16 protein-coding genes and 2 pseudogenes are annotated in these 20,878 nt (G+C 69.0%); 8 read left to right on the forward strand and 10 right to left on the reverse strand.

From position 1 onward, the window contains the following. Position 1 precedes the first annotated feature (1 nt). The 6 genes from ACQCO7_RS41800 to ACQCO7_RS41825 all read left to right on the forward strand — a co-directional run bounded on the left by ACQCO7_RS41800 (position 2) and on the right by ACQCO7_RS41825 (position 4,079). Positions 2–667: a CBS domain-containing protein gene (locus ACQCO7_RS41800; protein WP_464076738.1), complete on the forward strand. Its 666-nt coding sequence runs from the start codon at positions 2–4 to the stop codon at positions 665–667. Positions 668–730: 63 nt separating this feature from the next. Next, a complete protein-coding gene (locus ACQCO7_RS41805) occupies positions 731–1,432 on the forward strand; it encodes a response regulator (protein WP_464077427.1) in 702 nt (233 codons plus the stop codon). Between the two features lie 58 nt (positions 1,433–1,490). After that, a complete protein-coding gene (locus tag ACQCO7_RS41810) occupies positions 1,491–2,147 on the forward strand; it encodes a helix-turn-helix domain-containing protein (RefSeq protein WP_464076739.1) in 657 nt (218 codons plus the stop codon). 136 nt (positions 2,148–2,283) lie between these two features. After that, positions 2,284–3,105, forward strand: a complete 822-nt coding sequence (locus ACQCO7_RS41815; RefSeq protein ID WP_464076740.1) for a universal stress protein — start codon at positions 2,284–2,286, stop codon at positions 3,103–3,105. Between the two features lie 78 nt (positions 3,106–3,183). Continuing rightward, a complete protein-coding gene (locus tag ACQCO7_RS41820; RefSeq protein WP_464076741.1) occupies positions 3,184–3,453 on the forward strand; it encodes a hypothetical protein in 270 nt (89 codons plus the stop codon). 245 nt (positions 3,454–3,698) lie between these two features. Further along, positions 3,699–4,079, forward strand: a complete 381-nt coding sequence (locus ACQCO7_RS41825; RefSeq protein ID WP_464076742.1) for a DUF2637 domain-containing protein — start codon at positions 3,699–3,701, stop codon at positions 4,077–4,079. Positions 4,080–4,304: 225 nt separating this feature from the next. On the opposite strand, the gene ACQCO7_RS41830 is transcribed toward ACQCO7_RS41825, so the two are convergent. Further along, on the reverse strand, positions 4,305–5,561 hold the full coding sequence (locus ACQCO7_RS41830) for an IS701 family transposase (protein ID WP_464076743.1): 1,257 nt from the start codon (positions 5,559–5,561) through the stop codon (positions 4,305–4,307). A gap of 68 nt (positions 5,562–5,629) precedes the next feature. On the opposite strand from ACQCO7_RS41830, the pseudogene ACQCO7_RS41835 reads away from it, so the two are divergent. Next, a pseudogene (locus ACQCO7_RS41835) lies at positions 5,630–6,376 on the forward strand (transposase). Positions 6,377–6,480: 104 nt separating this feature from the next. Here ACQCO7_RS41835 and ACQCO7_RS41840 read toward each other — a convergent pair. The 9 genes and pseudogenes from ACQCO7_RS41840 to ACQCO7_RS41880 all read right to left on the reverse strand — a co-directional run. Continuing rightward, positions 6,481–7,083: a hypothetical protein gene (locus tag ACQCO7_RS41840; protein ID WP_464076744.1), complete on the reverse strand. Its 603-nt coding sequence runs from the start codon at positions 7,081–7,083 to the stop codon at positions 6,481–6,483. A gap of 26 nt (positions 7,084–7,109) precedes the next feature. Beyond that, positions 7,110–7,439: a hypothetical protein gene (locus tag ACQCO7_RS41845; RefSeq protein WP_464076745.1), complete on the reverse strand. Its 330-nt coding sequence runs from the start codon at positions 7,437–7,439 to the stop codon at positions 7,110–7,112. 27 nt (positions 7,440–7,466) lie between these two features. Continuing rightward, a complete protein-coding gene (locus tag ACQCO7_RS41850) occupies positions 7,467–7,850 on the reverse strand; it encodes a hypothetical protein (RefSeq protein WP_464076746.1) in 384 nt (127 codons plus the stop codon). Between the two features lie 41 nt (positions 7,851–7,891). After that, positions 7,892–11,488, reverse strand: coding sequence for an ALF repeat-containing protein (locus ACQCO7_RS41855; protein ID WP_464076747.1), 3,597 nt, complete (start codon positions 11,486–11,488; stop codon positions 7,892–7,894). A gap of 182 nt (positions 11,489–11,670) precedes the next feature. Next, positions 11,671–13,233: a trypsin-like serine protease gene (locus ACQCO7_RS41860; RefSeq protein WP_464076748.1), complete on the reverse strand. Its 1,563-nt coding sequence runs from the start codon at positions 13,231–13,233 to the stop codon at positions 11,671–11,673. 56 nt (positions 13,234–13,289) lie between these two features. Then, positions 13,290–13,814 (reverse strand): LBP/BPI/CETP family protein, encoded by a 525-nt coding sequence (locus ACQCO7_RS41865; protein ID WP_464076749.1) that lies wholly within the window; start codon positions 13,812–13,814, stop codon positions 13,290–13,292. A gap of 922 nt (positions 13,815–14,736) precedes the next feature. Then, complete coding sequence (locus ACQCO7_RS41870) at positions 14,737–16,113, reverse strand: IS1380 family transposase (RefSeq protein ID WP_464076750.1); 1,377 nt, start codon at positions 16,111–16,113, stop codon at positions 14,737–14,739. Positions 16,114–16,362: 249 nt separating this feature from the next. After that, positions 16,363–17,568 carry an ISAs1 family transposase gene (locus ACQCO7_RS41875; RefSeq protein WP_464076517.1) on the reverse strand — a complete coding sequence of 402 codons (1,206 nt, stop codon included), beginning with the start codon at positions 17,566–17,568 and terminating at the stop codon, positions 16,363–16,365. 154 nt (positions 17,569–17,722) lie between these two features. Next, a pseudogene (locus ACQCO7_RS41880) lies at positions 17,723–18,473 on the reverse strand (IS5 family transposase); the annotation flags it as partial. A 635-nt stretch (positions 18,474–19,108) separates the two neighbouring features. On the opposite strand from ACQCO7_RS41880, the gene ACQCO7_RS41885 reads away from it, so the two are divergent. Next, entirely contained in the window at positions 19,109–20,875 is a 1,767-nt protein-coding gene (locus tag ACQCO7_RS41885; protein ID WP_464076751.1) for an ABC transporter permease, read from the forward strand. Positions 20,876–20,878 lie beyond the last annotated feature (3 nt).

The following is a 20,878-nucleotide window of genomic DNA, read 5'->3' on the forward strand; positions in this document are numbered from 1 at the left end:
GATGGACGGCACACCGCACGTCGTCAGCGACGTCATGACGCACACCGTCGTCAGCGTCGGACGCGACGCGCCCTTCAAGGACATCGTGCGGCTGATGCGGGAGTGGCGGGTCAGCGCCCTGCCCGTGGTGGAGGGCGAGGACCGGGTCGTCGGCGTCGTCTCCGAGGCGGACCTGCTGTGCAAGGAGGAGTTCCGGGACGACGACCCCGACCGGTACACACAGCTGCGGCGCCTCAGGGACCTGGAGAAGGCGGGCGGCGTACGGGCGCGGGACCTGATGACCTCTCCGGCGCTCAGCGTCCGTGCCGACACCACGCTCGCCCAGGCAGCCCGCGTCATGGCGCGGGCGAGCGTCAAGCGCCTCCCGGTCGTGGACGCCTTCGGCCGACTGAAGGGCATCGTCAGCCGCGCCGACCTGCTGAAGGTCTTCCTGCGCGAGGACGACAGCATCGCCGAGGAGGTCCGGCGCGAGATCGTCGCCCGCCTCTTCCCGCCGCCGGCCTCCGAGCTGCGGGCCGACGTCCACGACGGTGTGGTGACCCTGGCCGGACGGATCCGCGACACCTCCCTCGTGCCCGTGGCGGCGCGGCTGGTCCGCGCGGTCGAGGGGGTCGTGGACGTGGTGTTCGAGCTCGCGCCCGGGGAGAATAGGGCCGGTCGGCCCTAGTGTGCTGCGGTCCGGCCGGTGACGATCGTCCTGGGCAGCACATTCCCTCAGCGAGAGGTCGCCATGGCGCAGGCGCGTACGTTCACCGAACAGGACCCGATCCGCGTGTTCCTGCTCGACGACCACGAGGTCGTACGCCGCGGTCTGAGCGACCTGCTCGACGCCGAGCCGGACATCACGGTCGTCGGGGACGCGGGGACGGTCGAGCACGCGCTCGCGCGGGGACCGGCGCTGCGGCCCGACGTCGCCGTCCTCGACGTACGCCTCCCCGATGGCGACGGCATCACCGTCTGCCGCGAACTGCGCGACCGGATGCCCACGCTGGCCTGCCTGATGCTGACGTCGTTCGACGACGAGGACGCCCTCCTCGACGCCATCATGGCCGGGGCCTCCGGCTATGTCCTCAAGCAGATCAAGGGCTCCGACCTGGTCTCGGCGGTCCGCACGGTCGCCACCGGCCAGTCCATGCTCGACCCCGCGACCACGGCCCGCCTGATGCGCTCCCTGCGCGCCGATCCCACCGACACCCCGGCCGTCCCCGACGAGCTCGCCGGCCTGTCCCCGCGCGAGCGCGACATCCTCGCCCTCATCGGCGAGGGCCTCACGAACCGGGAGATCGGCAAGAAGCTGTACCTCTCCGAGAAGACCGTCAAGAACCACATCTCGCGCCTGCTGGCCAAGCTCGGGGTCCAACGGCGGGTCCAGGCGGCGGTGATGGCCTCGCACCTGGAGCCGCCGGAGCCGCAGGAGCGCCGCAGCAGGTAGGAGACGCCGGACCGTCCCACGGGCCGACGCCGTCGTGCCACGAGGGGAAGTGACAGCCATGACGGCACACGCATCGCCGGGCGGCCCCGGAGACCTGGGACACCGCCTCGCCTGGCGCCGGACCGAACTCGGCCTCAGCCGCCAGGAGATCGCCGTACGGGCCGGCATGGCGCCCGGCTACCTCGGCTACCTGGAGGAGCAGGCCGGGACCGCCCCCGGGGCCGGCGTGCTGCGCAGGCTCGCCGACGCCCTGGAGACCACCGTCGCGGCCCTCACCGGCGCAGCCGCCGAACGTCCCGCCGGTCTCGGCCGGGCCCGCCGCACCCACCTCGTGGAGCTGACGCCGGCCGAGTGCCGCGTCCTGCTCGCCACGCACGGCGTGGGACGCCTCGCCGTACCCACCGCCGAGGGCCCCCTCGTCGTGCCCGTCAACTACGGCGTCGTCGCCGGCACGGTCGTCTACCGCACCGCCCCCGGCACCGTTCCCGCCCAGGCAGACGGCTGCCGGGTGGCCCTGGAGGCCGACCGGATCGACGAGGCGTTCAGCCGGGGCTGGAGCGTCCTCGTCCGCGGGTACGCGCGACAGGTCACCGACCCCGCCGAAGCACTCCGGCTGGCGGAGGCGGCCTACAGCGAACCGTGGGCGGGTGGCCCGCGCGAGCTGTGGCTGCGCGTCGAACCCCTCGCCCTCACCGGCCGCCGCATCGTGGGCTGACGGGGCCGACCGGCCCGCCACAAGGGGCCGTCCGGCGCGCCGGAGGGTTCCTGAGGCCCCTGCCCCTCGCGCCCGTACGGGACCAGCATCGCTTCGGAGCGGCGGTACCGACCACCGCGGGGAAGGGGAACGGGCCATGACTCGCCAGAACGTCGTCGTCGGCGTGGACGGTTCACCGGGCGCCGTACGCGCGCTGGACCGCGCCGCCGAGGAAGCCGTACGCCGCGGCATCGCGCTGCGCGTCGTGTACGCCGTGCACGACCGGGACGAGGCCGGGCCGATCCTGGCCTCGGCCGCCGCCCGTACCCGCCTGCGGTTGCCGGCGCTGCCGGTCGTCGCCGACGCCGTCGAGGGCGGAGCCGTGGAGGTGCTCGCCCGCGAGAGCGGGAACGCGACCCTCACGGTGGTCGGCACCCGGGGCCTGGGACCCGTCGCCGGTCTCCTCGCCGGGTCCGTGAGCCACGGGCTCGCCGCCCGGACGCGCGGACCGCTGCTCGTCGTACGCGACGACCGTCCCCGCGACCCCGCGTCCGACGGGCGTCCGGTGGTGCTCGGTCTGCGGGGCGACGCCGACGACGAGGCGGCCGTGTACGCCTTCCAGGAGGCCGAGCGCCGCCATGCGCCCCTGCGTGTCCTGCACGCCATGGCCCACCGGCACCTCGCTCCCGAGATGCCCTCACCGATCCCCGCGACCAGCCCCGGCCAGCGGCGCCGGGCACAGGACGAGCGCGCCGAGCGCGCCGTGCCCCGGTTCGGCGTCGCCCGGCTGCGGGAGGGGCACCCCCGTGTAGCGGTCGAGATCCGCGCCGTGGACACCGACCCCACGCACGCTCTCCTGGAGGCCGGTCGGGAGGCATCCGTCGTCGTCATCGGCGCCCACCGCCACTTTGGGCCGGTCCTGCACACCCTGCTGTCACGCTCCCACTGTCCCGTGGTGCTGGTGCCCACCGGCGCGTGAGCGGGGACCTTCATCCCCTGGAGGTGTCGCCGGGCCCGCACGAGGCTGACGTGATCACCACAGGACGCCGCACAGGAGGTGTGCCACTACGACGAGGTGGCCGGTCTGCTCGCCGAAGGATGGGCCGGCGCGGCCTTCGCCCGTTACCCGGGCCCGCTGCTGCCGCGCTCCGAGGCGCCCCTCGTCGTCGCCCACCGGACGTCCCTGGAACAGCAGTTGCGCGGCGCCGTCCTGGCCGGCGGCGCCGTGCCGCTGCGCCGCTGGGTCACCTCCGAACGGGGCACCGACGACGCGTCCGCGTGGACCGCCCTCGCCCGCCTCCTGCCCGGCGGTTCACCAAAGCTCTGACCTGGCCTTATGGCCGGATCGGGGCCCTTTCTCGCGCCGCGGTGCATCCCGCTTCTACCTGCGAGTTCCCGGAAGTTCCCGGAGAAGTGTGCACGCGTTGTGCACTGGGCCGGAGCGGCGTCGGGCCGTGCGCGACGGACGAAGAGCCCGATTCTCTGGTCACTCTGGGGGATGGTTGCGATGGCTGACCCGATCGCCACCCGTCAACGGGCGGGGCTCGCTGTCGATGTGTGGGTGCGGCCCTTGTGCGCCTTGACGGTGGCGGGCGTGGCCGCGTCGTCCACCAGAGGGAGTTCGCGCTTCAAGGGGGAGCGGACAGGGTCAGCGCCTCGTTGTGGCCGCTGTCCGTGGACGGCCTCCTGCTCCTGGCGACCGTCGACCTGCTGAAGCCTTCCGACGGGCACACCCGTCGGGCGCGCGGCGCGATGTGGTCGGCCTTTCTGCCGGGCATTGCGGTGTCCCTCGCGGCGAACATCGCGGCAGCACCGACTCTGACGTGGAAGCCGGTGCTGGTTGCCGGCTGGGCGCCCGTCGCGCTGCTGCTCTCGGTCGAACTCCTGGTGCACCATCACCCGAAGACGACTGAAGAGGCACCGGGCAACAAGTACTACAGCCGGAGATCTTGAGGGTCGCTGATCGGTGGGGTCGGTGGGTGGGTGGCCCAGGCTCGTAGGTGTTGCGGGAGGGGGTCGCCGCGGTGCCGGTAGTGGCTGATGGTGCGCGGGTCTGGTGGAGGCGGCGCCAGAAGTCGCAGGCCAGGACGGTTTCGACGGGATGGTGGGGGTTGAGGCGAGTGGCGGCGAGGCAGTGCCGGATGCTCTGCCGGGAGGGCCGCAGGAGTGGCCCGGGGATCAGTCGGTGCTCTCGCTCTCGCCGTTGACCAGGGCTTTTCCCGGGGCAGCCGGGCTCGCGGCCGAGGGGCTGGTCTCAGGTTCGGGATCGGTGATTGCGGCGTGCTGGACGGTGAGGAACGCGGTGGCGAGCATGCAGGCGGTGATGTGCCGGTGCCACGGGGTCCACTTGCGGACCTGGTACTGGTCGAAGCCCACGAGCTGCTTGCTGATCTCGTTGTCTTCCTCGATCCGCCACCGTCCCCCGGCCCGCGTGACGATCTCTGTCAGGGTGGTGCCGAGCGGGGCGTGGACCAGGAAACAGGCGATCCCCCGGTGGAGTCCGCCGTCCTTGCCACGCCGGTTGGGGTGCGGAGATCTGCGCAGGACCGGCCAGTGTGCGTAGCCACCGGCCGGGGCTTCGCCGGCTACGGCCACGTCGAAGACGGTGAAGTCGTAGAGGCGCTCCCCCTTCGCGCCGTCGCCCAGGGAGCGGCGTTCCCACTGGTCACGGACCTTGGCGTAGTGCAGTAGGTCCTCCGCTCCTTTCACCGCGGGCCGGCGGGGCTTGCCGGGCGGGCCGGCCGGCGGCAGGTCGGCGGCGGGGACGGCCAGGACATAGGGAAGGGACCGGCGGTGGCAGAAGCCGCGCAGGCCAGGATCGCGTCCGTAACCGGCGTCCGCCAGGACCCGGCCGAACGGGATGCCGGCGGCGAGCGCGTCCTTCAGCATCGCCACGGCCAGTTCCGGTTTGGTGGCGAAGGCGACATCGTCGGGGATGCCGGCCTCACGGCACCGCCCGCGATCTGCGGTCCAGTCCTCGGGCAGGTAGAGGCGGCGGTCGATGAAGGCGTGCCCGCGCTCGGCAGCGTAGGTGAGCATGACCATGGTCTGGCAGTTGCGGACGTCACCGGTCAGCCCGCAGTGCCGGAAGGCCACCCCGACGGACTTGATGCCCTTCTTCTGCGCCTGGGTATCGTCGATGACCAGCGACGCCTCCGGTTCACCGAGGTGTTTCACCAGATAGCTGCGGACCTCGTCCCGTAGCCGGCCGGCATCCCAGACCGAGCCGTTCAACAACCACTGCATCCGGTCCGGTGTCACGTGCCCGGCCCGCTCCGCCAGCGCCCACCCGTTCTTCTTCGGCAGCCCCGCCGGCAGCCTCTCGACGTACTGCGTGAACACCACACGCGGCTCGGGCCGATTGAACAAGAACCCCAACGAACCGGTCAGCCCGGACAGTTCCCCGTCCCACCCGGCTATCCGCTCAGCCGTCACACCCGTCATCATGCCCGGTCAACGAGTATGGCGAGACACGGTCACAAGATCTCCGGCTGTAGTACCTGTTGGTTCCGTATCCTGCCGCACTCGACCTGCCCCATGCCTTGGTCGAGTGGGTCACCATGCTCATCGTCACCTGTGAAGGTGACCGGCGGTGCAAACTACCGCCGCACCGCCGTGCGCTGGTCGCACTCGTGTACCTGCGCCGTCACGAGACTCTCGCCCGGATCGCCAGAGCCTTCGGGATATCCGCCGGCACCACCCACACTTATGTGGCCGCGGTCACCGGTCTGCTCGCCGAGCAGGCGCCGGGCCTGTTGAAGGCGCTGTGCGTGCACGACCCGGACTTCGTCCTCTTGGACGGCACCCTCGCAGAGTGCGACCGCGTCCACGGCGGCAGGGCGGACTGCTCCTCGAAACATGAACGGCACGGGGTGAACGTGCAGGTCGTCACCGACCAGGCCGGGGAGATTCTCTGGCCGTCGCCGGCACTGCCGGGCCGGACCCACGACCTGACAGCCGCCCGCACCCACAAGATCCTCCGGATCTGCGAGCGCCAGGGCGCGATCCTCGCCGACATGGCCTACACCGGAGGAGGCGACTGGGTCACCACGGCCAAACGCCGCCCGCCAGGCGGCGAACTCACACCCACCGAACGGACCAGGAACCGGGCCCTGTCCGCGGCCCGGGCACCCGTCGAACGAGCCATGGCACGACTGAAGTCCTGGTAGATCTTCCACAGATCCCGTATCAGCCCCAACCGCATGACCGTCATCACCAAAGCCGTCCTCACCCTGGAGAAGCAACGCTGAAAACGCTCAATAATGCGGGATGAACCCCTTCATCCGGCTTTAATCGAATATTAGAGCCTCCCGCTGGAGAGACTGGCGGGAGGCTCTGTCGAAGATTTGGTGTTTTAGGTCGCGGTCACTCGTGTCAGATTCTTTCCTGCCGCTTCCCCTTGAAGGCGTGTCGAATTCGACAGCACTTTTCTTGACAGCTCTTCGTTCAGAAGCAGTGATTCGATATTTCCTGGAATTTTCGTACCGTCGTACAGGGTGAAGGAATTCCAGTCGTCGGCGTCGGTGACTCCCTGGTAGTCGCACACGAGCGCGAGGGTGGGTGTCGGCACCTCAAGCACGGTCGACATGACGGCAGATTTGAATGTCCGGGCCTCTTCGGCGTTCAAGCCGTCCAGCCAGAATGTCTGGACTTCGCAGCCGAACGGTTCGTACGCGTACGAGTCGACGACATTGACGTCGGCCGAGAGCCACCAGTTGACGCTGACGGAGGGAAGTCTGAGCCCGATGACCAGGTCGAGTGCCTCGAAATCGAGGGGAACGTCATCGCCGTCGACGTTGACCACGCTCATGGCCTTGGTGGCAGGGTGCGCCAGAGTGACACCATGTCGACCGAAAACGGCCACCTGGTCGGAAAGGGCCGACTCGGCGCCCCTCTCTCGGTACCAGCGAATGAATCTGTCTCCCATTTTCACCCCTTCGATGGTCAGGAGCCCCACCAGAAAGACTGGTGGGGCTCCGTCGGTCACATATCGCTTTGGGGCAGCAGTCCCTGGAATCGGCTTCGGGAAAGCCGCTCCACAGCTCGGGTGATCTCGGCACGATTCACGCTGGGGACGACCAGGAGGTTGGCCGTGGCGAAGCAGCCGTCCAATCGGACCTCTTCGGCTATGTCCTGCCCCAGGCGAAAGGGGTCGTAGACGGTCAGCTCGAAGGTGGCATCAGATGAGACCACTTTCACGCCCACCAGGTAGCCTTTGGCTTCCGTTTCGTTCTCGTATCCCGAAAAATGGTCGGGGAACTGAAGCTCGCACGAAAGTCCCTCTTTGTGCTTTTCGGATGTAAGCTCTGTCACGTCACCATCCTCGCTGCCCAGACGGTTTCATTCCGTGCAGCGCCAATCCCAGAGAGAGTCGCGACGGAAGTGCTCCAAAACTTCTTCGTATGTGATCAGCTCGCCGAAATTTGTGTCCAGCAGTCCCGAGGCTCCGAGAAGTATCTCGCCCAGGAGGTCGCGAATGCAGGAAACTCCAGAATATTCGAGTGAAATCCCTTGGAAGTCTCCGATCTTGTGACGGATGTCATTCAATTCCGCTTCGTCGAATTCAGCCAAGACATCGCCGGATGCGTCCACGTCGAAGCTGCACGTTCCTCTGTCGAGTCGATCAAGGAGTGCTCCCTTGCTGTAAGTACCAGCTTGCTGAAGCCGAGCCGCGATCTTTTGGTGATCACCCGGAGGGCTGAGGAGGACGATGGTGGGACGCATGGTTGTTCCTGTCTCGATGGGCGCCTGGTTCCGGATCTGAGCTATGGTGCCAGGATTTTCAGCAGCTCTTCCTTGTCGCGTGTCACTATGATGCCAGCCTGTTCAAGGCTCTTGATCACACTTCCGCGACCCTGCGGAAGGTAGACGATCACCGGGTAGTCCGTCAGCTCCTGAGTTTTCAATGCTTGCTTCAAAGCACCCTTGCCGGAGCCCGACTTGACCTGGACCACCGCATTCTGAGTCACGATATCGAAATCGGTGAGCACTTTACCGTCCGCTCCGACGACATCCACGCCTTGGGCCCGAACGTGCCCGGGGTACCGGGCGTTGATCTCGTCGACCAGTTCAGGAACCAAGGGATCGTCGCCTTTTCCGATGACATGCCCGGGGTCGTCTCCTTCCTGGGCATCGCGCAGGGCTTGACCGAAGCCGTTGCTGAAGCGGTCGATGCCGTCGGCGGTGCCGTAGGCCCCTCCGACTATCAGTGTCGAGCCGGCGGCGATGGCCGGGGCGCCAGCCAGGCAGCCGATTCCGGTGAGGCAGATTGCGCCGCCTGCAAAGTCGGTGGTGGCGCCGCTACCGATGCTGACGACGCCAGCTCCCGTTTCGAACAGTCCCCCCACAACATCCGGGTTGGTGAGAATGGCCTGACCGTAGTCGCTTACTGTGTCGGCGGCGTCCTTGAGCCAATCCGGTATCCAACTGTCGTCATCGTCCTGTTGCGTACGTTTCGCCTTCATGGCCTCGTACCGCTGCCACAGCAACGTCCATGCTTGCTGCCGCTTGACGACCTCCGTCTGGTGCGCCTCTGCGGCATCCTTGGCCGCTGCCCCTGAATCCTTGCCCGCTGCTGTGGCTGAGGCACGGGCGTTTTGGGACGCCGTCCAAGCGGCGTCGGCAGAGCCACGGGCGGCCTCGGCGGAGTACTGAGCGGACGTGGCGGAGGTGACGGCTGATGCTGCCGCGTTCTCGGCGTTCAGCTGGGCGGTGCGGGCAGTGTTGGCCGAGGCGGCGGCGTCCTTGGCGGACTGGTCGGCCTGGGTGGCGTAGCCGGCAGCCTGGGTGGCGTACTTCTGGGCGTCCTTGGCGGATTGGTCGGCTTGCTTCGCGTATCCGGCGGCTTCGGTCGAGGCATGGCCGGCGATGGCTGCGGCGTGGCCCGCCTCGGCCGCGTTCTTCTGCGCGGTCGCGGCTGTGCCTGCCGCCTGGGCGATCAACCGCTGGATCTGGGCCTCGTGAACGGCAGCGAGCTGGTCCTGGCGCTGCGCCTTGTACTGGCCGACGGTGATGAAGACGTGAAGCAGGCCGGAGGGGCCTTCGAGGGCGATGTGTGCCGCGGCCTTCAGCTCCGGGCCGGTGCTCTGGTTGCCGGGGTCCGCGAGCTGGGCGGCGCGGACACGTTCGTCCTGGGTACGGGCCTGCGTGTCACCCGTGGTGAGGAACTGACGCAACGCGTCGGGGGTGGCGGTGTCCAGGGCGGTACGGCCGGCCTGCTGCTCGATCGGACCGGCGTTCGCGACGGTCTGCGCGACGGCGACGCGCATGCCCTGCTTCATGGCCTCGTACTGGCCTGTCGCGAGGAACGCGCTCACTGTCGGATTGTCGCCCTCCAGGGCCTTGGCGGCGGCGGCGCGGATGTCCGCGGAGCCGGCGAGCAGCGAGAGGTGTTCGACGTCCTGGCGGTCGTCCTGGCCGGCGGCGTCCGTGCGGCCGGTGCTGATGTACGTGGTGATGTCGGCGTCGGAGCCGGCCAGGGCCACGAGGGCGGCGGACTGGCTCCACGGGCGGCCGGTCGTGGCGGTCGCCAGGGCCACCTTCCGGGCCTCGGGTGCGATCTTCGCCGGGTCCGCGCCGGGCTGGGCGGCCTGGCCGGCGAGTTTGTCCGCCTGGGCCTGGAGGTCCTTGGCCTGCTGGGCGGCGGCTTGCTGCGCCGCGGTGCGCTGGTCCTCCTGGGCCTTGAGGTCTTCGGCCCGGGCGATGGACTCGTTGGTCCGCGCGGTCAGCTGCTCGGTGTCGATCCGGACGGCGAGGCCGTGGATCTTCTGGGCCTGGGAGACGGCAGCGCTCGCGGCGTCCGCCGCCTTCTTCGCCTCCTTGGCATGAGCTGCGGACTGCTGGGCCGCGGTCGCCGCCTGTCCGGCGTGGGCCGCGGCGTCGTCGGCCGCCTTGGCGGCGTTCTCCGCGTGGGTGGCCGCGCCGTTCGCGGCGTCGCGGGCGTCCGCGGCGTCGGACGCCGCCTCGTTGGCCAAGGAGACGGCCGTGTCCGCCGCACGGGCCGCCTCGCGGGCGTGACGGTGCGCGGCAGCGGCGGCGTTCTGTGCCTGGGCGGAGTGGACTCCGGCCTGGTCGGCGAGGGTGTTCGCCTGGTCGGCCGCGTCGGCTGCGGCGTCGGCGTCGCTGCCTGCGCCGCTCGCGTCCTTCGCGGCGTCGGCGGCCGAAGCCGCGGCGGCGTGAGCCGAGTCGGCGGCCGTGGCGGCGGCACGGGCACCTGCGGCGGCGTCCCGGGCGTCCTGGGCCGCCTTGCGGGCGGTGGCTGCCTGGCCGGCGTTGACGGCCGCGTTCGCGGCGGCGTCCCGGGCGCGGGAGGCGGCCTCGGCGGCGCCGGACGCCGCTGAGGCCGCCGCTGAGGCGGCGTTCGCGGCGACGTGGGCGGCGTCGGTGGCGGCCTGAGCGGCGGTGATGGCCGTCTGTGCCGCGTCGGCGGCCTGCTGGGCCGCTGACGCGGCTCGGGCCGCAGCGGCAGCTGCGTGCTGGGTGTCCTTCTGCGCCGCCCGGGTCTGTGCGGCGGCCGTCTGTGCGGCTGCTTTGGCGAGCTTGGCCGCCTTCACCGCGCGGGCGGAGGCGTCCTTGGCGGCCCGGGTCTGCTGCCCGGCCAGCTTGCCTGCCTTCGCCGCCTGGTCGGCGAGCTGGGCGATCGTGGTGTGTTCCTGGTCATGGGCGCGGGCCACGTACTGGCCGACCTGGAGGAACTCGTGGATGTCGTCCGGTGAGCCGTCCAGCGCGAGCCTGCCCGCCGCCACCACGTTCGCGCCGGCCCCGTTGAGGATCTGTGCGACCTGGACACGCTCGTCCTGCTCACGCCGGTCGAACTGCCCGTCGGAGAGGAAGTCCCGGATCTTGTCGGGTGAGCCGCTGTCGAGCGCGGCCTGGCCCGCCTTCTGGACTTCGGGGCCGCCTGCGTCGATGATCTGCGCGATACGCACCCGCTGGTCCTGGAGCAGCGGAGCCTTCCATCCGTCCTCCAGGAACGCCTTCAGGGTGTCCGGCGAGTTGCTGTCGAGGGCCTTGGCGGCGGCGTCCTGGAGGCTGAGGCCGCCGATGCTCGCGACCTGGGCGGTCGCGACGCGGTCGTCCTGGAACTGGAGATCGGAAGCCTGGGCCAGGAATGTCCTGACGTCGTCGTCGCCTCCGATGAGGGCCACCTCCGCGGCGGCCTTCACGCCCGGACCGCCCGACTCCCACAGGCGTACGACCTTGGCCCGGTCGGTGTCCGGAAGAGGGCTGCTGTCACCGCTGCCCGGTGCGGGGCCGTCGGCTCTGGCGGGGCTGGGGGCGGGTCCCAGCAGACCCAGCACGAGTGCGCCGGGCAGCAGGCCCAGACACAGCGCGCGCAACGCACGCCGATGGCCTGCCGCCACGGCTCCCCGTGAGCGTCGTGGATGTATCACTGCCAACTCTCTTCATGAGGTGGGGGAATGCTTGGAGATGCGCACCGGCCGGGTTCGCGAGCGTGGTCAGCGCTCGCGGACATGGCACGGTGGGATGTTCGAGAGGAGAGGCCGTCGGCAGGGCCGTCTCCTCGAAAGCTGTACGGGTGATGTCAGCCGGTGGTAAGGGGTGTCTCGGTGTGGAGGCCGCTCGCGTCGACACCGGGGAAGAGGCTGAGACGGCCGTCGCTCCAGCGGACGAGAAGATCGTCGGCGCTGGTGTTGGTGGTGAAAGCACCCGCGGTGACGAGAACGGCGTCCTTCCAAGGGGAGTTCGCGGGACGCAGCCGGATCTCGTGAGGAAGACCGCCGGAGGTGAGCCCGGGGTAGAGGGTGGTCTCGCCGTCGCTCCAGCGCACGATCACGTCGTCGGTGGCACTGCCGCTGAAGGAACCCGAGGTGAGCTGGCCGGCATGGGGCCAGACCGCGTTCTTGGGAGTGATCTGGGTCTGCTTGCGCAGGCCGTTCGCGGTGAGGTGGGTGAAGAGGGAGACGTGGCCGTCTTCGAAGGTGACGAGGAGGTCGTCCCGGTCGGTACCGGCAGTGAAGTGCCCCCCGGCCATCAGCCGGGCCTGGTCGCGCCACAGAGCGCTCCCAGGCGCGGCGAGCTGCTTCTCCCCGTGGAAACCCTTGGCATCGACGTTCGTGTAGAGGGTCATCTCGCCGTCGATCCAGCGCACAGCCAGCCCTTCGGCCGTCCCGCCCGTGTCGACCGCGGTCATCGAGACGGCCTTGGCCCAGATGCTCTTGCTCGCCGCGAGCCGGTACTCCGCGGCGAAAGGATGCGCGGGATCGTTGCTGCTCCCGCCCTGGTACAGGGTGACCTCGCCGTCGTCCCACCGCACGATCAGGTCCATGTGACGGGAGCCGCCGGGAGCGCCGCCGGTGAAGTATCCCGCTGTCATGCCCACCGCGTGCTTCCACGGCGCACCCGCGAAAGCGGGGTGGTAGACGATCTGCTGTACCCAGCCGGCAAGGTCGTCCACCCGGGCCGCCACGGCCCCGGTACGGGTCTCGGCCGGATCGGTACCCAGGCAACCTCCTTGCCAGGAGAGGCTGCTGACCGCACTGACCGCCGTGTGGCCGCCCGCACTGCTCACGATCGGGCCGCCGGTGTCACCCTTGCAGATCACGCCGCCGTCCGGTTTGCCCGCCAAGCCCACCGTGGTGGCCGCGACGTTCTCCACGCTGAACGCGGCGGCATGCACCTGGCCGGGCACCCACTCGTCGTGCGTGCGGCCGAATCCCGCGGCCTGGACCTCGTCTCCGGCAACCGGCGCGGTGCCGGTCACCGGGAGGGGGGTGACACCGGTGACCGGTGCGGCGAGCTGGGCCATCACCACGTCACGGTCGGCGCGGGGCACCAGGGTCACCACTTGCTGGGTGCTGCCGCCGATGGTGGCGGTGGTCTTCGCCTTCGGGGCACCGGCGGTGAGTGTGGCGCCGGAGGCGTCGGTGAAACAGCTCGCGGCGGTCAGCAGCCACTGGGGGGCGACAAGGGTGGCGGAGCAGCCGCGCCCGCCGCCGATGTCGAGCCGTGCGGTCGCGACCGACACGGTGTCAGGGGCCGCAGGGCCCGAAACGGCTCCTGCGGGAGTGCAGGCCAGGACGGTGGCCAGGGAGGTGACGGCGAGAAGGCCGCCGGTCCACGCGGCGCGGGGACGAGAGCCGGGCATGAGATTCCTCGGAAAAGATGCGGAAGCGAAGGGGGACACGGGCAGGTGACAGCGGGTCAGCCGGTGACCCGCAGGGTCAGCAGCACGGCGGGTGTACCGCCGGCCACCCCCTCACCCACGCTCTGGAAGCTGTTCTTGGCCACGGCCACGGTCTTGGTCGGCGCCGAGGGATCGTCCTGGGGCTTGAGGTCGGCGCTGATGGGGTGATCAGCGGTCTCCAGCGCGAAGATGCGCGGGAGTTCGAGATCGAGGTAGCCGCTCTTCGCGGTGACCGTGAAGCAGTACGTGCCCTGGGAGTTTCCATCGGAGCCCTGCACGGTCTGGACCCTGATCTGTGAGCTTGCGCTGTCGCAATCGGCGAGGGTGATGTGCCCGTCGCCCCTGATCAACTTGATGCCCTTCTCCCGCTGGATCTGGTCCGCGTTCGGATAGGCGAAGTCCTCCACCGCGGATGGCGGGGTGGCCTCGGTGGTCCCCCCTGTCGGTTGCGGGTCGGCACTCGCAAGCACCGGAACACCGACAAGTGCCACGAGGGCGGCGATCCCCGCGAGCGGAAGCGTCCTGCGCAGTCCAGGAGTCACCCGAGTTCCTTTCGGGCATGGGTGACGGCACATCTACGGCCCCCCATACACAGATGTAAAGCAAAAAGTGGTCGAAGGAGACGCTAGAACATCCTTGCGAGGTGAAGAAACATGACGACAATCACGGTAAGTTCATGGAAAGCACAGATAAATCTCATACTTGAGCCGAGGCGTTGTGGCACAAGGTCCGAAGTGGCGGCGCCCGTACTGCTGACGGTGGTTCACCTCACGCCAATTTACTATTTTCACGGCTTAAGCCGACCAGAATCGAAGGTTGGGTGGATAGCGTCGCGGCGTTTGCCGTCCAGTGTCCTCGTCGAAATGAGAAGACGGTCCCGTTGCGTTTCGGAGATGGCTGCCGGCTCTGGTGCTCGGGCTGAGTGCGGGCACGCTGAGTGCCGGGACGGCGTCCGCCGCCTCCGGACCGAGCCTGCGCGGGGAAGAGCGGTATTGGACGGCGGACCGAATTGTGGACGCCGTTCCCGCCGAGGCGGCGGCATCGCACGCCGTTCCGCACACCCTCGACGGTAGGACCGCCAGCCCGACAGACCCCCGTCTCTGCGGCGCCTTCCGGTTGGAGGTCCACTATTTGCGGCCACGTCGAGAGATCGAAATCCAAGTGACCATTCCTGCCGCGACAGCGGAAGAGCTGAGCCGGATGGCGACCGACGTGACCGCCCTGCTCACTGTCATCGGCACGGACGTTGACCAGCCATGTTTTGGGCGCCCCCGGCAGGACTCGAACCCGTGGCCAAGTGCTTAGCCTCGATCTTTCGCGGGGGTCCGCCGACGGAGGCGGTGGGCTCTTTCGCTTTCCGGAGCTGATGGTGGGCAGGCCGGCGGCCCGGCTGTCGCGTCGGGTGTGCGCCGGGTTCCACTGCCGGGGGCGGGTGATGCTGTCGCAGGGACGGTGGGTTGCTGGTCAGCCGGGGTCGGGCAGGAGCGCGAGCCGTTCAAGGGCTGCGGTGATCTCGCCGGTCCAGGGCCAGTGCCGGGCGAGGCGAAGGATCCTGCGCCGACCGGTGGTGACGAGCTGGCCGGCCGCGGAGAACAGGCGGAACCGCAGGCGACGCGGTTCCCAGAGCCTCGCCCGGCCTGTGAGGGCGAGCATGGGCATCCAGGCCAGCAGGTCGAGCGCGATCTGGACGATCTCCAGCCAGACCCGGTTCTGGGCGGTGTCGTGCAGGGGCAGGTTGCGCAGGCCGGTGGCCCGGGCGCCCCGGATCCGGTCCTCGGCCCGTGCCCGGAGCCGGTGACGGAGTTCGAGCTCGGCGCTCGGCCGGCCGGTGGTGTTGGTCGCGAAGCACGTGATGCGCATGCCGTCCGCGTCCGTGATCCTCAACTGGGCGCCAGGATGGGGCCGTTCCTTTCGGACGATGAGCCGCATGCCCTTGGGCCAGCCGTCCAGGAGCTTGCCGGTGAGCTCGGCGATCCAGGCCCCGTCCCGGGCCTCACCGTCGGCCTCGACGGCCGGGGTCCAGGCTGAGGCGGGGACCTTCAGTACGTGTTCGTGGATCGCTTCGGTGACCGTCATGCCGACCGAGTAGGACAGCCATCGTCCTCGTTTCGCGAGCCAGGACACGAAGTCGTGGGTGCCGCCGGCGGAGTCCGTGCGGATCAGCGTCTGCCGCCCTCGCCGGTAGTGCTTGGGCAGCTGGGCCAGGGCGAGTTGGGCGGCGGTGATGTGGTCGGCGGCGGTGTTGGAGCCCGCGTTCCCCGGTCGCAGGAGCGCAGCGACGGGCTCTCCGGTTCCGCCCGGGCCATGGTCGACGAAGGCCGTCAGGGGGTGATGGCCGTAGGTCTTCTTCCAGGTCGCGGCCGCGTCCTGCCTGTCGGAGTGCGCGATCACGAGGACGCCGTCGAGGTCGACGGTGACCTGTCCATCGGTGTCCGGGGCGTTCTTGCCCGCCAACAACCAGACGCGGCCCCGGACTTCGGCCCGCGCGGACCGCATGGCCTGCAGGGCTTTCTCGCCGGAGGCGGCGAGAGTGTCGATCAGGCGGGAGACGGTCGGGTCGGAGGCGACCGGGCCGAAGACGGCTGGCTCACACCGCAGCATCGCGACGTCCGCGAGGCAGTCCCCGCCCAGTGCAACCGCCATGGCGACGTCCAGGAGGATCTTGCCTGGATCGTGGACGGCCCGCGGCTTCCGCCACGGAGCCAGAGCCTGGGATACGGCCTGGCCAAGGCCCGCTTTGCGGACCGTTTCGACGAGCAGGACCGACCCGGCCTGGGTGACGACCTGGCGGCCGTCGTCCTGGACGTGGACACGGGGGTAGGACCCGATAGGGTGCTTCACCTGGGAAGTGCCTCCGGCGGTGGCAGGAACAAGGACCTAGACAATCCTCATTCTTGCTGGTCAGAGGCACTTTCTGCTTTCCTGACCGCCTGCCGGACAGCACGCTTCATGAAAGCCCGAGGTTAGACCGTGTCCTACGTGGTGAGGCGGACGAACCGTTTGTAGCAGCAGAGGGCGGCGGCGAGACCGAGAAATGCCAGGTAGTTGCGGGGGCAGGGTCATTGCGTGATCGAGATCTGTCTGGGTTCGTCACGTGAGGCCGATGGCTCGTAGGGGCCGGTGGTAGTCGCGGCCGGTGTGACGTAGGGCGGCGGCGATGTTGGTCTGGCCGTCCTGGCGGAAGACGCTGATGGCGAGGTTGCGCAGGGAGGCCATGGCGCGAGGCAGGGTGCCGGTGCGGACCTTGGAGTCGTCCTCGCGGAACGTGCGGTCCCGCACGTGGTGCAGGAGGTTCTCGATACCCCAGTGGCCTCTGATCCAGGTGGCGAGCTCGGTGCAGTTGGCGTCGAAGACGCTCAGGCTGGTGATCAGGTAGACGCGCTCGATGGTCAGCTTCCCGGTGCTCAAGTCGCGTCGCCACCGTACGACTTGGATCGCCTGGCGGGCTCCGGGGTAGTCGAGGTGGCTGAACGCGGCGGCCTTGAGCCGGCGGATTTCGTCGCGGTGGTGGGCGTGGTCGCGAGTGCAGTGCCCGAGCGGGATGTCCCGCCAGGGCAGTGTCCTGATCTGGGAGTACAGGCCCGGATGGTTCTTCTTCACGACGGCCACGTAGTGCGCGCCGCGACTGGTCAGATAGGTCCCGTGGTCGTGCTGGGTGTGCAGAGCGTCGGCGGTCACCACCGTTTTCTCCAGCTCGAGACCGTCCGACAACGGCGCGAAGGAGGGGATCTCGTTGCTCTTGGAAACGACCTGTCGCTGGGCCAGGACCACGCCGTGGTGGTCCATCGCCGCCAGCAGTTGAATCGCCGTGGCCATTGCGGTTCGCGATCCGCGGACCACCTTGCCATCAACCGCGATCACCCGTCGCACCGGCCCTTTCTCTGCCTCCGGCTTGATCGGGGGCGGTGTTCTGGCCTGCAGATACGCGCTGATTGCCGCGTCCAGCTCGTCACCGTCCACACGTTGCAGCAGGCGCCGCACGGTTGCGGCGTGCGGCACCGGCCGCAGGCCGGTGAGTGGATCGACAGCGAAGCCGAGGACGCCCAACACATGCTGCGGGGCATCGGTGATCCACTCGCTGATCGCGATGAGCGAGCGAGCCCCGGTCAGCACCGCCGAGACGGCTGCGCACAGCAGCGCGAGGGCCGGATACCGCAGTCCTCGCGCATCGCGAGGATCGGCGACCAGGATCAGGAAACGCCGCAGGTCAGCAACATCGCTTGAGGTGAGGGGATCGGTTGGGGAACCCGGTTGCCCCAGTGCGGGAGGGATGGGCAATGATGTTCGCGCAGGCACGGTCTCGCTCGGTTCTCATGGGTCTCGACAACCACATGATCACCAGCACCGTGCCTGCTCTGCTCTCCTGGGCCCCTTGCCGCACAACGGACATGACGCCACGTCACTCATGAGACCGGCGAACCGGACCAATCCCAATCACGCAATGCCCCTGGTTGCGGGGGTGACGCTCGTAGCGGGGACTGAGTCTGCGGTAGCCGGACAGCCGCGACATCGTGCGCTCGATCACCCACCTGCGGCGCCCCAACCGTTCGCCGGACTCGATGCCTTTGCGCGCGATCCGGACTCCGATGCGTTTGCCCCGCAGCCATTTCCGCAGGCTGGCGTGGTCGTAGGCTTTGTCTGCGTGGAGGCGCTGGGGTTTGAAGTACCGGCCGCGGTGAGGGTCGTGTTTCGTTCGGTGACCCTCGATCATGGGCTTCAGCCCTTCGCTGTCGTGGGTGTTACCAGCTGAGATGCCGACGAGGAGGGTCAGTCCGTTCGCATCCGACAGGACGTGCATCCTGGAGCCCGGCCTGCCTCGGTCCACGGGGCTGGGACCTGTGTGTTCGCCCCCTTTTTTTAGCCCTGACGTGGGCGGTGTCGAGGACGACGCGGGTGACGTCGATGAGCCCGGCGTCGTCGAGCCGGTGCAGCACGACTTCGTGGAGGCGGCCCCAGACGCCGGCTCTCGACCAGATCAGGAACCGGCGGTGGGCGGTCGACTTCGATATCCCGAAGCAGGGCGGCAGAGTGCGCCAGGCGCAGCCGCTGACCAGCACGTAGGCGATCGCGGCGAACAGCGTCTCATCAGGTGTGTCCTGTGTCCCGCCGCCCTGCGGACGCACCCTCGACGGCGGGATCAGCGGCTTCGCGATCTCCCACAGTCCGTCCGGAACAATCCAACTCCACGTACCCCGCCCCATGAACAGACCAACGTCCGCCTCACCACGTAGGACACGGTCTTAGAAGGTGCCTGGCGAGGACGCGTCTACTATGCCTTTGACCTGCACTTACGTGATTCCCTGACCGGCTGTCAGGGAATTTTTCGGCGGTTTCGGGAAGGTTTCCGCTGGCCTTGAACGGTGTCGGGTGTGCAGGTTCGTGAAGGTTCTCAAGTGGGGTGGGGTCCCCTCGGGTGAGCGGCCACTGCGAAGGTGTTGGCCGCCCGGCGCAGGCGTGAGCCATTGGGTGACCCTCATATTTGCGTAATGGCGCAACAAGGGGCACACTCGTGAGGTCGGGTTCCGCGTGAGCCGAGAGCGCCTGCCGGGGCACAGCCACCTCACGGATCGGAGGCAGCCATGGGTGCCGAACCTCCCAGTCCGCGCTGCCTTCCGGGCACTCGCTGACTTTCGTACCTCCGGGCCCCGGCCCTGATTCCCCGCGCCGGACGTGGCCCGCTCCCGATGAGGAGGCGGTGGCTTCCCAGGCGCACACCCCCCTTCTTCTCTCACCTGTCTTTCCCATGCTGCGTGGGTGAGCCCTGCCCTGCTGTCGGCGCGTCTGCCTCGGCGGGGTGATGCCGGCGTGCCCAGAGTGTGGGCGGAGGTCTTCCGTGATGTCGTTCCGTACGGACACCAAGCCTGCCGAGTCGGCGGTGCGCACGCCCCTGGTCGCGCGACTGCCGGGGCGTCTGTCGCATTTCTCCTGGGTGGACGCGGCGGTCGCCGCTGCCGTGCTCGTCCTGCTCTACGTGGTGCTGCGGGTGGGTCAGGGCGCCACCGTCGCCTTCAGTACCCATCAGAACGTGCACGTCGACACCGATCCGTCCCAGCTGCCGTACGACGCCGCGCGGTCACTGCTGCGGATGTTCGTGGCGCTGGCCCTGTCGGTCGCGTTCACGTTCTGCTACGCCTACTCGGCTGCCAAGAGCCGTCGGCTGGAGCGGATCCTGATCCCCGCGCTGGACATCCTGCAGTCGGTGCCGGTGCTGGGCTTCCTGACCGTGGCGGTGACGGGGTTCATCGCGCTGTTCCCCGGATCGATGCTGGGCCTGGAGTGTGCGTCGATCTTCGCGATCTTCACCTCGCAGGCGTGGAACATGACGTTCGGCTTCTACTACTCCCTCACCTCCCTGCCACGCGAACTCGACGAGCTGTCACGGTCGTTCGGCTTCACCCGGTGGATGCGGTTCTGGAGGGTCGAGGTCCCGGCCGGGACGATCGGCTTGGTCTGGAACGGCATGATGAGCTTCGGCGGCGGCTGGTTCTTCCTGGTCGCGTCCGAGGCGATCAGCGTCAACAACCAGCAGTACGCCCTGCCCGGAGTCGGCTCCTACGCCGGTGCTGCGATCACCGACGGCGACCTCGGCAAGGTCGGCTGGGCCATCCTGACCATGGCCGTGATGGTGATGGGCGTGAACTTTCTGTTCTGGCGGCCCCTGACGGCCTGGGCGGAGAAGTTCAAGAACGAGCAGTCCGAGGCGAGCGAGGTGCAGCGGTCGTACGTCCTGGACTTCCTGCGGCGTTCGCACTGGCCGCGGTTGCTCGGCCGGATGCTGCGCCCGGTCGGGCGGGGGCTGAACCGGGCGGGGCGCGTCCTGGGCCGGGACGACCGGCCGCTGGTGGTGGATCCCGCGCGGCAGCGCACCGGTGACGTCGTCTTCACCGTCGTCGCGGGCGGGCTGATCCTGTGGGGGCTGTTCGACCTCGGCCGCTTTCTCGACGACCGTACCGGCCTCGGCGTCTTCGGTGAGCCGCTGTTGCTGGGCCTGGCCACCCTCGCCCGGGTCCTGGTCCTGGTCGCGCTGGCGACGGTGATCTGGGTGCCGATCGGGGTGAGAATCGGCTTCTCGCCGAGGCTGACCCGTATCGCCCAGCCCGTGGTCCAGGTACTGGCCTCCTTCCCGGCCAACTTCCTTTTCCCGCTGGCGGTGTGGTTCTTCCTGAAGACCGGCCTGTCGATCAATATCGGCGGCACGTTGCTGATGGCGCTCGGCGCCCAGTGGTACATCCTCTTCAACACCATCGCCGGGGCGATGGCCATTCCGACCGACCTGCGCGAGGCCATGGACGACCTCGGAGTCGTCGGTTGGCAGCGGTGGCGGCGACTGATCATCCCGGGCATCTTTCCCTCGTACGTCACCGGAGGTATCACGGCCTCGGGCGGTGCCTGGAACGCCTCGATCGTCTCCGAGGTCGTCACCTTCGGCGGCACGACGCTCACCGCTACGGGCCTGGGCGCGTACATCGCGAAGGCCACCGAGAGCGGCGACTACCCGCACCTCATCGCGGGTGTGGCGGTGATGAGTGTCTACGTCGTCGGGCTGAACCGGCTGCTGTGGCGCCGTCTGTACCGGCTGGCCGAGGCCCGCTACTCCCTCTGAACT

The sequence above is a fragment of the Streptomyces saintjeani genome (genome assembly GCF_055409605.1).